At 62.1% G+C, this 12,952-nt stretch carries 10 protein-coding genes; 2 read left to right on the forward strand and 8 right to left on the reverse strand.

Features of this window, described 5'->3' with window-relative positions; translation table 11 throughout:
- Nucleotides 1-14: 14 nt before the first annotated feature.
- The 8 genes from I2H36_RS19100 to argE all read right to left on the reverse strand — a co-directional run bounded on the left by I2H36_RS19100 (nucleotide 15) and on the right by argE (nucleotide 9,309).
- Complete coding sequence (locus I2H36_RS19100; RefSeq protein WP_196265495.1) at nucleotides 15-905, reverse strand: EamA family transporter; 891 nt, start codon at nucleotides 903-905, stop codon at nucleotides 15-17.
- A complete protein-coding gene (locus tag I2H36_RS19105) occupies nucleotides 902-1,837 on the reverse strand; it encodes a bifunctional helix-turn-helix transcriptional regulator/GNAT family N-acetyltransferase (protein WP_196265496.1) in 936 nt (311 codons plus the stop codon). The genes I2H36_RS19100 and I2H36_RS19105 overlap by 4 nt, the downstream gene beginning before the upstream one ends.
- A gap of 71 nt (nucleotides 1,838-1,908) precedes the next feature.
- Nucleotides 1,909-2,871: an ABC transporter ATP-binding protein gene (locus tag I2H36_RS19110; RefSeq protein ID WP_196265515.1), complete on the reverse strand. Its 963-nt coding sequence runs from the start codon at nucleotides 2,869-2,871 to the stop codon at nucleotides 1,909-1,911.
- Nucleotides 2,872-2,909: 38 nt separating this feature from the next.
- Nucleotides 2,910-3,902 carry an ABC transporter ATP-binding protein gene (locus I2H36_RS19115; protein WP_196265497.1) on the reverse strand — a complete coding sequence of 331 codons (993 nt, stop codon included), beginning with the start codon at nucleotides 3,900-3,902 and terminating at the stop codon, nucleotides 2,910-2,912.
- Nucleotides 3,903-4,317: 415 nt separating this feature from the next.
- A complete protein-coding gene (locus I2H36_RS19120; protein WP_196265498.1) occupies nucleotides 4,318-5,274 on the reverse strand; it encodes an ABC transporter permease in 957 nt (318 codons plus the stop codon).
- 10 nt (nucleotides 5,275-5,284) lie between these two features.
- Complete coding sequence (locus tag I2H36_RS19125; RefSeq protein WP_196265499.1) at nucleotides 5,285-6,265, reverse strand: ABC transporter permease; 981 nt, start codon at nucleotides 6,263-6,265, stop codon at nucleotides 5,285-5,287.
- 105 nt (nucleotides 6,266-6,370) lie between these two features.
- Nucleotides 6,371-7,969 carry an ABC transporter substrate-binding protein gene (locus I2H36_RS19130; protein ID WP_196265500.1) on the reverse strand — a complete coding sequence of 533 codons (1,599 nt, stop codon included), beginning with the start codon at nucleotides 7,967-7,969 and terminating at the stop codon, nucleotides 6,371-6,373.
- A 152-nt stretch (nucleotides 7,970-8,121) separates the two neighbouring features.
- A complete protein-coding gene (gene argE / locus I2H36_RS19135) occupies nucleotides 8,122-9,309 on the reverse strand; it encodes an acetylornithine deacetylase (RefSeq protein WP_196265501.1) in 1,188 nt (395 codons plus the stop codon).
- A 125-nt stretch (nucleotides 9,310-9,434) separates the two neighbouring features.
- Here argE and I2H36_RS19140 point away from each other — a divergent pair, with 125 nt between their 5' ends.
- Together I2H36_RS19140 and I2H36_RS19145 are read left to right on the forward strand one after the other, a co-directional pair.
- Nucleotides 9,435-10,406: a threonine ammonia-lyase gene (locus tag I2H36_RS19140; protein ID WP_196265502.1), complete on the forward strand. Its 972-nt coding sequence runs from the start codon at nucleotides 9,435-9,437 to the stop codon at nucleotides 10,404-10,406.
- Between the two features lie 152 nt (nucleotides 10,407-10,558).
- A complete protein-coding gene (locus tag I2H36_RS19145; RefSeq protein ID WP_246718918.1) occupies nucleotides 10,559-12,943 on the forward strand; it encodes an AI-2E family transporter in 2,385 nt (794 codons plus the stop codon).
- Nucleotides 12,944-12,952: the final 9 nt, after the last annotated feature.

Consider the following 12,952-nt stretch of genomic DNA (forward strand, 5'->3'; position numbering starts at 1 on the left):
ACGAACGAAAAATATCAGACTGGTTCATCGACGATCATTCGCGTCGCAAGCCACAATCCGCCTACGACGCCAGCAAGGCCGAGCAAGACACCGAGGGTGAGCGGTTCGCTGAGGATGAGCGCTCCAAGCAGCGATGCCGTAATAGGACTTAGAGAGAGGAAAACCGTCACGCGGGTTGGGGTCGTATGCTTGAGCGCCCAGAGCCACAGAACATAGCCGATGCCGCTCGACAGACCGATCAGGAGAACGACGATCCAGCCGGGCTGATCGAGGCGTGTTCCTTCCGTGAAGAGCCCCTCCAGGCCTGCCGGGCCGGCCAGGAATACGACCGAAGCCAGCATCGCCAAGGCGCCAACCGGCAAGGTGGGATAGCGAGAGAGATAGGGCCGATATAGCACGGAACTCACGGCACCGCAGAGGGCGGCGGCAAGGACAAGAAGCGCTCCGAGGCCATCGCCTGCTCCGTTATCGGTGATCAGCCTCTCACCCAAGGCGATGGCAACGCCAACGACGGTCAATGTCACCCCGGCCGACTTGGCGCCGGTCAGTCGCTCGCGCCCGAGAAGGGCTGCGATGATCATGGTGAGCAATGGAAAAGTGGAGAACAGAAGCGCCGCACGCGTGGACGATATGAACTGGAGGCCGAGATTCAGAAGCACGATGAGGATGCCGAATTGAACGATCCCGAGCCCCATCACGGCGAGAAGATCGCGAAATGTGAAGCGCACCCGCGCGCTCGCGATCACGAAAGGCGCAAGGCACAGAACCGCGATGGCATAGCGCAGGAACGCCAGGGATGCCGGGCCGATGTCGTGAATGACGAAGCGGCTCGCCACAAGGGCGGCCCCGACCTGGACACCCGTGACTGCCGCAGCAACAAGAGCGAGTGTGTCGTGACGCTTCACAGTTCGAGATTCCAGATCTGCCCGACGAGATCCTGGCCGAAGGAATGGTGCGTCTCTTCCCTGACGAGTTGGAAGCCCGCTGCCTGATAGATCCCGCGAGCCGCTACCAGGACATCATTGGTCCAGAGAGTCAGCGTCTTGTATCCTTTGGCTCTGGCGAAAGTAATGCACTCGTCAACAAGCCGATGCCCAAGACCAAGCCCTCTCGCGGAAGGCTCCACATAGAGCAGCCGAAGTTTGGCAACCTCGTCCGAATGACGCACAAGGAACACACTTCCGACGACGTCGCCATCCCGTTCCGCGATCCAGCAATGTTCCTGCGCCGGATCGAAGTTTCTGACAAACGCGGCAGCGATCTCCGCGACCAGGGCCTCGAAGGTCTCGTCCCACCCATATTCCTGAGCGTAGAGCAGCCCCTGCCGGTGCGCGATCCAACCAATATCCCCGACCCGGTGCGGACGCAGGCTATAAGAAACTTCCCGCCCTGACTCACCGATGAGGCGCTCTACAATGCTCATCGCTTCCACCAACCGCTCTTGCTCAATGCCTGAGAGCTTGGCCAGCATGGCGCCGATCTGACGGGCTGACGCTTGGTTGAGGGGTGCGAAGGCCGCGCGTCCGGCCTCGGTGAGGGACAGAAAAACCTGACGCCGGTCATCATCCGATCGGGACTTTTGGAGCAGATCGCGGCCGTCGAACTTCTTGAGGATGCGGCTGAGATACCCCGGATCGAGACCCAGTTCCTGACCCAGGGTAGCCGCTGTCATTGGCTCGCGATGGGCCAGCTCGTAGAGAATGCGGACTTCAGTAAGGGAATACTCGCTCTCAAGGAGCCCCTCGTTCAGAAGACCAATGTGGCGCGTGTAGAAACGGTTGAACTTCCGGATCTTCTCGACCCGGTCATCCATAGACGAGTTGGACAGTTGAGACATGGTCGCCTCCCCTGGCCAAAAGACTCTGCTAGATAGTTGACTTTGTCAACTATATTCGAAGGTCATCGAGGCTACGCGGCGGCATCCACCGCCAAGCGTCCCTCATGAATGGCGTGGCAGGCGACTCCGCCCAGGAGCGGCGGAATCTCGGCTCGGCACCGCTCGTTGGCAAAGGGGCAGCGCGGGTTGAACGTGCAACCGGAGGGTGGGCTGATCGGATTCGGGATCTCGCCGCTCACCGGAATGCGTTGACGCCCAGTCATGCCCACATCCGGCACCGCATCGAGAAGCATGCGGGTATAGGGATGTTTCGGATGGGCGAAGAGTTCGCGCCCGTTGGAGATCTCGACGATGCGGCCGAGATACATGACGCCGATACGGCTCGCCATGTGACGGACGACAGCGAGGTTGTGGCTGATGAGTAGGTAGGTCAGGCCGAGACGATCCTGCAGATCGCGCATGAGATTGAGGATCTGGGCTTGGACTGACACGTCGAGCGCCGAGGTCGGCTCGTCGCAAACGATGAACTCCGCATTCGACGCGAGCGCACGCGCAATCGCGACGCGCTGGCGCTGGCCGCCGGAGAACTCGTGCGGATACTTCTTGCCGTCCGCCGGATGAAGCCCGACGAGGGTCAGCAACTCGCCGACGCGATCCGTGATCTCCTTCTCCCGCTCGATCAACCGGAACGCACGGATCGGCTCGGCGACGATACGGTCCACCTGCCAGCGCGGGTTGAGGCTGGCATAGGGGTCCTGGAAGATCATCTGGATGCGCCGCCGCAGGCGCTGGCGCTCGGCCAAGGCAGCCCTACTGGACATGGAGACGCCATCGATCACCACCTCGCCATCCGTCGGCGGCAGCAATCCCACCACCATGCGGGCGACCGTCGACTTGCCCGAACCGGACTCGCCGACGAGCGCAAAGGTCTCGCCCTTGGCAATGGAGAAGGAAACGCCGTCCACCGCCTTCAGGTATTGCTTCTCGCCGCCTTCCAGCACCCGGTTCAGCCAGGGTTTGGAGACGTCGAACAGGCGGCGCAGGTCTTTGACTTCGATATAGGAACGCTCGGTCACGCAACGGCCTCCGGTCGGGCGGAAGTTTCATCGTAGAGATGGCAGGCGACCCGGTGCTCGCTGTGCTGGATCGGCTCCGGCCGCTCGACCCGGCAGCGATCGAAGACGAAAGGACAGCGCGGATTGAACGGGCAGCCGGGCGGAATGGCCGACAGGCGCGGCATCGAGCCCGGGATCTGCACGAGGCGGTCTGTCTCGCTCTCAAGAGACGGGATTGCGCCCATGAGGCCTTTGGCATACGGGTGCAACGGGTTCTGCACCACGTCCCGAACAGGGCCGATCTCGGCAATGCGGCCCGCATACATCACGGCCACACGGTCGGCCGTTTCGGCGATCACACCCATGTCGTGCGTGACCAGCATGATGGCCGTGCCGTGCTCGCGCCCGAGGCGCTTCAGGAGGGATATGATCTGCGCCTGCACGGAGACGTCGAGGGCTGTCGTCGGCTCGTCGGCGATGATGAGCTCGGGCTCCGCACACAGGGCAAGTGCGATCACGACGCGCTGGCGCATGCCCCCGGAGAATTCGTGCGGGTAGCTGTCGATCCGCCGTTCGGGTGCCGGAATGCCGACCTCCGCCAGGAGGTCGATCGCACGCTTGCGCGCCCCCGAGGCTGAGAGATTCGTGTGGGTGCGGATGGTCTCGACGAGTTGCTCGCTGACCCGGTAGAGCGGGTTAAGGCTGGTCAGCGGATCCTGGAAGATCATGCCGATGCGCTTGCCGCGCACCCGCCGCATCTCCTCCGGCGGCAGGTTGTCGATGCGCATTCCCGACAGCAAAACTTCCCCTCCGGCGATTCGGCCCGGCGGGTCGATAAGGCCGATGACGGCAGAGCCGGTCACGGATTTGCCGGCGCCGGATTCGCCCACGACGCCGAGGACCTCACCCTTGGCGATGTCGAAGGAGATGCCGTCGATGGCCTTGAGAATGCCGCGCCGCGTGACGAACTCGACGCGCAGATCCCGAACGGAGAGGACAGGTTCAGCCATCAGAGACACCCAACCGTCTGTCTCTCGCGGGGCGCCGCTAGAGCCTTGGACACATCCTGCTTCATCCCATCGATACCTCTGTGTCTCATTTTACGAGACATGTCGTAAATGTGGCCACGCTGACAGAAAGCAGGGTTCATAGCCGACATGCTCTCCATATGTCCCTTCAGTTCACTGGAAACACGGTCAATATCCGGGAGAGTGCCGAGCTCCAGCGTTCGCGCATGAAGGGCTGTTACGCTTACATCCAGGGATGCTCGATAAACACTCCGCTCCTCAGGATGGCAGAGCCTTTCGTAGACCTGGACCATTCTAGCAAGGCTCCAGATGCAGGCTGTATTGACTCTCTCGGACACGGGCGCCTGAGCATATGCTCCCAGTGGTAACATCAGTGATGTAAAAATAAGATACTTCATCATCGCAGCTTCGGATTGAGCGCATCGCGCAGCCAGTCGCCCAGAAGGTTGATGGCGAGCACGAGGACCGCCAGCGCGATGCCCGGGAAGGCCACGATCCACCACTCACCGGAGAACAGATAGTTGTTGCCGATACGGATGAGCGTCCCGAGCGAAGGCATGGTCTCGGGCATGCCGGTGCCTAGGAACGACAGGGTCGCCTCGGTGATGACGGCGAGCGCCAGGTTGATGGTGGCGATCACCAGAACCGGCCCCAGGACGTTGGGCAGGACGTGCCTGAACATGATCACCGGGGTCGGCAAGCCAATGAGCCGGGCGGCGGCGATGTAGTCCTTGTTCTTCTCCACCATCACCGATCCGCGCACGGTGCGGGCATATTGAACCCAGAAGCTCAGGCCTATGGAGAAGACCAGCACGGACAGAGTCGTCACCTCATCGAGCTGACCGCCGAGGACCGCTTTCACCACGCCGTCGACGAGAAGGGCGATCAGAATGGCCGGAAAGGTCAGCTGCACATCGGCGATGCGCATGATGATGGCATCGACCGTGCCGCCCAGATAACCGGCAACGAGGCCCAGGGTGATCCCGAGAGTGGCCGAAAGAGCCACGCCGAGGATGCCCACCGCAAGCGAGATCCGCAGGCCGTAGAGGATGGCCGAAAAGATATCGCGGCCCTGCTCGTCCGTGCCCAGCACGAAAGGCATCTGCCCTTCCGCATCCCAGATCGGTGGAAGCCGGCTGTTCATAAGCTCCAGCTGCGCCGGATCGAACGGATCCTGCGGCGACAGCAATCCTGCCAGGATGGCCGAAGCCATGAAGAGAGCGGTCAGGAAGGCGGCCACCATCGTGAGCTTGGAGCGCTTGAAGCTCGCCCAAACATCGCTGTCGAAGAAGCGGCCAGCCCATGTGGTGGGTGTGGAATGCGGCGCGGGTGCCGCCTGAATTGCATCTGCCATGGTTCCCTCCTCAGGCTGGCTGCCGGATGGACGTTCTCAGGCGGGGATCGACGATCGTGTAGAGGATGTCGACGGCGAGGTTGATCAGAACGAAGATGAGCGCCACGAGCATCAGGTAGGCTGCCATGATCGGAATATCGACGTTCTGAACCGCTTGCACGAACAGGAGGCCCATGCCGGGCCACTGAAACACGGTCTCCGTGATGATCGCAAAAGCAATGACCGAGCCGAACTGCAAGCCCACGATGGTGATGACCGGAACCAGCGTATTCTTGAGTGCATGCCCGAAATGAATGGCGCGGGTGGAGAGTCCCCTCGCCCGCGCAAACTTAATGTAGTCGGTGCGCAGCACCTCAAGCATCTCTGCCCGGACGATGCGCATGATCAGCGTCATCTGGAACAGGCCAAGCGTGATCGAGGGCATGATCAGGGCCTTCAGGCCCGATGTGGTGAGAAGTCCGGTCGACCACCAGCCCAGCCGAACTGTGTCGCCGCGCCCAAAGGACGGCAGCCAACCCAGGATGACGGAAAAGAGATAGATCAGCAGAATCCCGATTAGGAAGGTGGGCAGCGAGATGCCGATCAGCGAGATCGTCTGGAACACCTTGGCCAAGAAGCTGTCCCGTTTCAGTCCCGAATAGACGCCCATCAGCACACCGAACCCGATGGCGAAGAGCGTCGCGCAGAAGGCCAGTTCCAAGGTCGCCGGCATGCGCTCGGCCAGCAAATCCGAGACCGGCTGCCGGAACTGATACGACACGCCGAACTCGCCCTGAACGGCTCTGGAGAGGTAGCGCGCGAACTGCACCGGAACCGGATCATCGAGGCCAAGAGAGCGGCGGACCTGTTCCCGCTCCGCCGCGGGGGTGTCCAGGGAGACGATCTGGTTCACCGGATCGCCGGCAAAGCGGAACATCGCAAACGAAATGATGCCGACGGCCAGGAGAACGCCGATAGCCTGGAGGGCACGCCGGATAACAAAAGCAAACATGCACAAATCTCTTGATCGCTATGCCTCGGAAAAGTTTGTCGTCCGGGGCCCTCGAATGAATTGTCCCGGGCAGCACGCTGCCCGGGACATGCGATCAGGCGCTAACTATTCCTTCTTCTGAGCCCAGTAGAGCAGCACCTGGTTGTCGGCGCGCTGGACCAGGTTGACCTTGTTCGACACGCCCCAGGCCAGAGCCTGCTGGTGCAGCGGAATATAGCCGTACTCGTCGAAGGTGATCTGGAAGGCCTGCTTGATCATCTGGTCGCGCTTCTCCTTGTTGCTCTCAACCAGGATCTTGTCGGTCAGCTCGTCATGCTGCTTGTTGCAGAAGTTGCCGAGATTCGACTCGCCGCGCGATGAGTTCGGATCGTTGCGGCAGCCCTCGATGTCGAACAGCACGTTGTGGCTGTCGAAGGTGCCCGGCGTCCAGCCCAGCAGATAGAACGAGGTGTTGTAGTTACCCGACTTCAGCACCTTGGCGAAATACTGCGCCTTGGGCTGGGCCATCAGGTTAACCTTGACGCCGGCGCGAGCCAGCATGCCGACGACGGCCTGGCAGATCGCCTCGTCATTGACGTAACGGTCGTTCGGGCAATCCATGCCGACCTCGAACCCGTTCGGATAACCGGCATCGGCCAGGAGCTTCTTTGCTCCCTCAACGTCGGCTTTCGGACGCTCGAAGTCCTTCGAGAGGCTGAAGAGTTGCGGGGCGATCATGAGCGCTGACGGCGTAGACATGCCGCGCATGACGCGGGACTTGATGGTCTCGATGTCGATGGCCTTGTAGAAGGCCTCGCGCACACGCTTGTCCTTGAAGGGATTCTTGCCCTTCACATTCGAGAACAGAAGCTCGTCGCGGGTCTGGTCGAAGCCGAGGAAGATGGTGCGCAGTTCGGGGCCCGCTTGCACCTTCGCGTTGGCGCTGCTGTTGACGCGCTGGACGTCCTGCAGCGGAACCGGCTCGACCACGTCCACCTCGCCGGAGAGCAGCGCTGCCACGCGTGTGGCGTCCGATGCGATGGGGGTGAAGACGATCTCGTCCAGGTTATGCTCGACCTTTCCCCACCAGTCCTTGTTGGGCTTGAAGACGGTCTTCACGCCCGGCTGGTGGCTTTCGATCTTGAACGGGCCGGTGCCATTGGCGTTCAGCGACGCGTAGCTCGGCGTCGTCGCAGCAGCCGGGGTCGGCGCAACGCTGTTGTTCGCCTCCGCCCACTCCTTGTCCATGATGTACCAGGTATCCCACTGGGCATTCATGATCGGGTTCGGAGACTTCAGCTTCACGTCGACTGTATAATCGTCGACCTTGACCCATTCGGAGCCGCTGGGAACGCGGGTCTGGAAGTTAGAGCCTTGGGCGCGCACGCGGGTGGCCGAGAAGATCACGTCATCCGCATTGAACGGGTTGCCATTGTGGAACTTCACGTTCTTGCGCAGGAACAGGCGCCAGGTGAGGCCGTCTTCACTGATCTCCCAGCGCTCGGCGAGGCCCGGAATGATGGAGAGGTCCTTGTCACGCTTGGTCAGGCCCTCGTAGACGTGCCCGTGATGTGCAATCGTGGTGGTCTCGTTGAGGGTATAGGGATCAAGCGACTTGAGGTCGCCTTGATTGGCATAGCGTAGGGTTACGGCCATCGCCGGCAGGGCTGCGCCAATCATGAGCGTCGCAACCGTGGCAGCGAGAAATTTCGAACGCTTCGTCATGTTATGTCTTTCTCCTCTGGAAGCTCCACGTCTTTGCGCGGAGTTCTTCTTGTCGGAAGCCCGGCTCGGGCCGTGTTCCTTCCGTCGGGCATGAAGGTAGGCAGGAAAGTGGCCGGCGGTCTAGCCCTGACTTGGACCACCCTGCTTACCATTTAGGCACAGAGCTCTCCAATGATGCGGCGCAGCAAGCGCTCGCCTGCCTCCAGCTCGCTGATCTCGATATACTCGTCCGGCTGGTGGGCCTGGGCGATGTCTCCCGGGCCGCAGACGACGGTCGACCATCCGGCCCGCTGGAAGATGCCAGCTTCGGTGCCATACGAGACTACATGGGTGCCGTTGTCTCCGGTGAAGCGGCGCATGAGACGCTCGGCATCCCCGTCCGTCTCGGGCCTGAGACCAGGCACCTCCGCGATGAGTTCCACGGCAACCCCGGACTCAGGCCTGATCGCCTTCATTCGCGGTTCGACGACCTCCCGGATATAGGCTTCGTATCGATCCAGATAGTCGCGCGGGCTCTCCGTTGGGATCGCCCGGATGTCGCTGAAGAACCACGCCGAAGACGACACCACGTTGGCGGCATTGCCACCCGCCACCATGCCGCAATGCAGCGTCGTGTAGGGCGGCTCGAAAGGATTGGCCGGATCGGCCTGGCGCCGGTTCTCATCCATGACGTCCTCGTGCCAGGCGATCAGGCGGGCCGCGTTCATGACCGCGCTCACCCCCTGGTCGATCCGGCTGGAATGGACTGCGTAACCGGTCACCTGGGTGCGCAGCTGCACGGAAGCCTTATGACCGGTCACCACCGCATACCGGGTCGGCTCGCCTACGATGACGGCAGCGGGCTTCGGGAGTGATCGCGCCATGGCCGCCACCATGGAGGGCGCACCCCTGCAGGCAATCTCCTCATCATAGGAGAGCGCGATATGGACCGGCCGCTTCAGGGGCCCTTTCACCATCTCGGGCACCAGCGCCAGAACGAGCGCATCGAAGCCCTTCATATCGGCCGAGCCGCGTCCGTAGAGGCGGCCGTTCTTTTCGGTGAGGGTCCAGGGATCGGTGGTCCAGTTCTGGCCTTCCACCGGCACTACGTCCGTATGGCCGGAAAACACGATCCCGCCCTCCACCTGCGGACCGATTGTGGCGTAGAGATTGGCCTTGTCGCCGTCCGGGCTCATGACGAGGGTGCTCTCCACCCCATGGCTGTTGAGCCAGTCCCGGCAGAAGTTGATGATGTCGAGATTGCTGCTCGTCGAGACGGTCGGAAAGGCAACCAGACGCGCGAGCATCTCGCGGGGCGATAAAGGACATGTCGTGCTTCTCCCAAGGAAAGGCGTGAGCATCCGACCCTATGGCGCGGCGGGTCAAGCCGGATTTATCGCCCATCAACTGCTGGCGTGCCAGTTGACGCGGCAGGGTGCACGCGACCATGATCCGCCCACTTCACTTCCGCCCCGACGGAGACACGATGACCACCTTTGACGTCACGCTTGCCGATATCGAAGCCGCCCGCAGCCGCATCGCCGGACGTGTCCGGCGCACGCCGGCCTTCGACAGCCCCGAGGTCTCGGCGCGGCTCGGCCGGCGCACGGCCTTGAAGATGGAGGCCCTGCAGCTGGCGGGTTCGTTCAAGGTGCGCGGCGTGTTCAACAAGGTGCTGACCTTGAGCGACGAGGAACGCCGCCGCGGGCTGGTGACGGTGTCGGGCGGCAACCATGCCATCGCGGTCGCGCGGGTCGCCGGTACGCTGGGCCTCGACGCCCTCGTGCTGATGCCGAAGGTGACACCGCGCTTCAACGTGGATCTCGCGACGAAATACGGCGCTCACATCGAACTCTGCGACGATGCCGCTGAAGCCTTCGCCAAGGCGGAGGACTACCAGCGCCAAGGTCGGCTCTTCGTTCACCCTTACGACGACCCGGCGATCATTGCGGGTCATGGCACCCTCGGGCTCGAATTCCTGGAGGACGTTCCCGACCTTACCCACGTATTCGTCTCCATCGGCGGCGGCGGCTTCATGTCCGGCGTCGCAGCCGCCTTGAAGGCAAAGCGGCCCTCAATGACCGTCTACGGTGTCGAGACCGTCGGCGCGCCGACCATGACGGAAGCGCTGAAGGCCGGTGAGCCGGTCACGATCCGCCCGACCTCCATCGCCCGGACCCTTGGCGCTCCGTTCGCAACCCACAGGACGGTCGCCGGCGCCAAGCTCTTTCTGAAGGAGATCCTTCTCGTGGAGGACGAGCCGGTGATCGCCGACGTGAGCTGGCTTCTGCAGAAGGAAAAGCTCCTCTGCGAACCGGCTGCCGCCTGTGTGCTGACCGCAGCTGAAATCGTCGCTCCCTCGCTCTCCGACGACAGCGTGATCGGCCTCGTTCTCTGCGGCTCGAACCTGTCCCTGGACGATCTCGACGCGTGGCGTCAGGCGTCGAAGGGAGCCTGATCCTGTCACCCTGGCCCCTGCCCGCTTAAGTCTGCCGGATCCAACAAGGTGCTGCCGAGTTGTCTGCATGACAGCTCAACTGGAAAGCACCCCGCATGGTCGACCCGGCTCTCCCTGCCCCTCAGCCGGCTCCACCGCCTGCAAGCTCTTCGATGTTCACGGTCGGCGGCATCGTGCTGGCGATCGGAGGGCTTTATCTCGGGCAGGATATTTTCATCCCATTCGCCCTGGCCATTCTCCTAAGCTTTGCCCTGACACCCCTGGTGAACTGGCTCAGGCGGCTGAAGCTGCCTAGGATCGCCGCTGTCATCATTGCGGTGACCCTCGCCTTCATCCTGATCGGCGGCATCGCCTTCGTGGTGGGACGCCAGTTGGTTCAGCTCGCCAACAATCTTCCGAGCTACCAGACCACAATCACCGAGAAGATCCGATCCCTTCAGGCTTCCGCCCCTGGAGGCGGCGTGGTCGATAAGGTCACTACGACGATTCAGGATCTGAGCAAGGAAATCTCCGGAGACGACAAGCCTGCCGAGCCGCCTGGGCCACGAAGCTTGGGCAATGTTCCAGCTCCGCAGGAGCCCATGGCGGTCAGGATCGAGCCGCCTCAAGCGAAACCGCTCGAAATCATTCAGACTATCGTCGGCCCCCTGCTCGCTCCTTTGGCGACCGCAGGCCTGGTCATCATTTTCGTGATCTTCGTCCTTCTCGAGCGGGAGGATCTGCGCGACCGCTTCATCAAACTCGCCGGCGCAGGCGATCTGCAGAAGAGCACCCAGGCCCTCAACGATGCGGCCGCGCGGGTGAGCCGCTACCTGCTGATGCAGATGATGGTGAACTTCACCTATGGAATCCCGATCGGCATCGGCCTCTACCTCATCGGTGTGCCCAACGCCATCCTCTGGGGCCTGCTCGCCGCTGTGCTGCGTTTCGTGCCGTATCTTGGCCCATTTCTGGCCGCGCTCTTTCCTATCGCACTCGCAATTGCGGTTGATCCCGGCTGGTCGATGCTGCTGTGGGTCATCGGTCTTTTTGTTGTGGCCGAACTGATCAGCAACAATGTCATCGAGCCGTGGCTCTATGGATCGAGCACGGGACTGTCTTCGCTCGCCATTATCATGGCGGCGATCTTCTGGACCACCCTGTGGGGACCGGTCGGCCTGTTTCTCGCCACGCCGCTGACGGTTTGCCTTGTCGTGATCGGCCGTTACGTGCCTCAGCTCGAGTTTCTCGGTGTGCTTCTCGGCAGCGATCCGGTCCTTGCTCCCGAGGAGCGCCTGTACCAGCGTCTGCTGGCCGGCAATCTGGAAGAAGCCACCGAGATCGCCGAGGATTACGTGGATGAGCATTCCTCCCGTGAGTTCTACGATCACGTGGCGATCCCGGCCCTCCGGCTCGCCGAGAACGACCGGCAGCGGAGCACGACCGACACCAACTACCGGCGTTTGGTCGCCAATACCGCCATCTGTGTTGTCAGGGAGGTTGAGGACCACATTCAGGAGAAGGCCCCATCGTCCGATGAGGCCGTCAATTCCGGCAAGGACCTGTCTACGGCTGCTCCGAACAAACCCATTCTCTGCATTGCAGGCCGGACGGAGCTCGATCGGGCTGCGGCCGAAATGCTGGCACAGGTTCTTGAGGAAAACGGAAATGGGGCGCGGGTCCTGCCGCCGATTTCAGTGACCGAGGGTGCTTTGGCGCAGCTCGATCTGACAGGTGTCGAGGTCGTCTGCCTGTCCTATCTTCATCCACAGCCGCAGGTCTTCGCGCGGTACATCTGCCGTCGCCTGCGCCGGCGTGCGCCGCATGTAAAGCTGATCGTCTGCTGTTGGAACGCGCCACCCCAGGGCACCCATACGGAGGACATGGCCCGGCAGATGTCTGCCGACGCGGCGATCCTGTCGCTCGACGTGTGCGTGAACCAAGTCGATGCGTGGCTTGCGCACAAGGAGAATGCCTCCGACGCGAATGGACGCCCATTGACGGCAACCATCGACAACGAGCACGAGCGGCTCGCCGCGTTGCACCACCTGGGACTAGCTGGAGGCCGCGGTCATTCGTTCGATGAGGTGACGAAACGGGTTGCCGAAACATTCGGCGCCCCGATTGCCCTGGTGTCACTAATCACCGACGAGCAGCAGGTCATGCCCGGCGCGCAAAGCCTGTCGCCGAATCCGAACGCCGGCCATCCGGTCCCTCGCGAGGAATCGGTCTGTGGACACGTGATGGCGGCAGATGAGGTCGTGGTATCCGAGGATGTGACCAAGGATCCCCGGTTCACGGACAATCCACTCGTGCTCGAAAAGGGCATTCGGTTCTACGCCGGAGCGCCCCTGCGCACATCCTCAGGCTTGGCCCTGGGGTCCTTGTGCGTCATCGACATGGAACCGCGTGAGTTTTCCGACACTGACCGCGTTCGGCTGCAGCAGATGGCCGACGATTTGATGTTTGACCTCGAACGCGGCTCCGAACAACCCGACACCGAGAGCGATGACATCCAAATGTCAGGTCAGAGACAGAAGCTGGATGCTTCCTCCTGAGCGAGGCAC

It is taken from the genome of Microvirga terrestris (assembly GCF_015694425.1).
GTDB lineage: Bacteria > Pseudomonadota > Alphaproteobacteria > Rhizobiales > Beijerinckiaceae > Microvirga > Microvirga terrestris.

Bases quoted from the DNA above. Each gene is read 5' to 3' on its own strand.
- I2H36_RS19130 (WP_196265500.1), bottom strand. From the start codon at position 7,969: ATGACGAAGCGTTCGAAATTTCTCGCTGCCACGGTTGCGACGCTCATG.
- I2H36_RS19140 (WP_196265502.1), top strand. From the start codon at position 9,435: ATGACCACCTTTGACGTCACGCTTGCCGATATCGAAGCCGCCCGCAGC.
- I2H36_RS19105 (WP_196265496.1), bottom strand. From the start codon at position 1,837: ATGTCTCAACTGTCCAACTCGTCTATGGATGACCGGGTCGAGAAGATC.
- I2H36_RS19125 (WP_196265499.1), bottom strand. From the start codon at position 6,265: ATGTTTGCTTTTGTTATCCGGCGTGCCCTCCAGGCTATCGGCGTTCTC.
- argE (WP_196265501.1), bottom strand. From the start codon at position 9,309: ATGCTCACGCCTTTCCTTGGGAGAAGCACGACATGTCCTTTATCGCCC.
- I2H36_RS19120 (WP_196265498.1), bottom strand. From the start codon at position 5,274: ATGGCAGATGCAATTCAGGCGGCACCCGCGCCGCATTCCACACCCACC.
- I2H36_RS19115 (WP_196265497.1), bottom strand. From the start codon at position 3,902: ATGGCTGAACCTGTCCTCTCCGTTCGGGATCTGCGCGTCGAGTTCGTC.
- I2H36_RS19145 (WP_246718918.1), top strand. From the start codon at position 10,559: ATGTTCACGGTCGGCGGCATCGTGCTGGCGATCGGAGGGCTTTATCTC.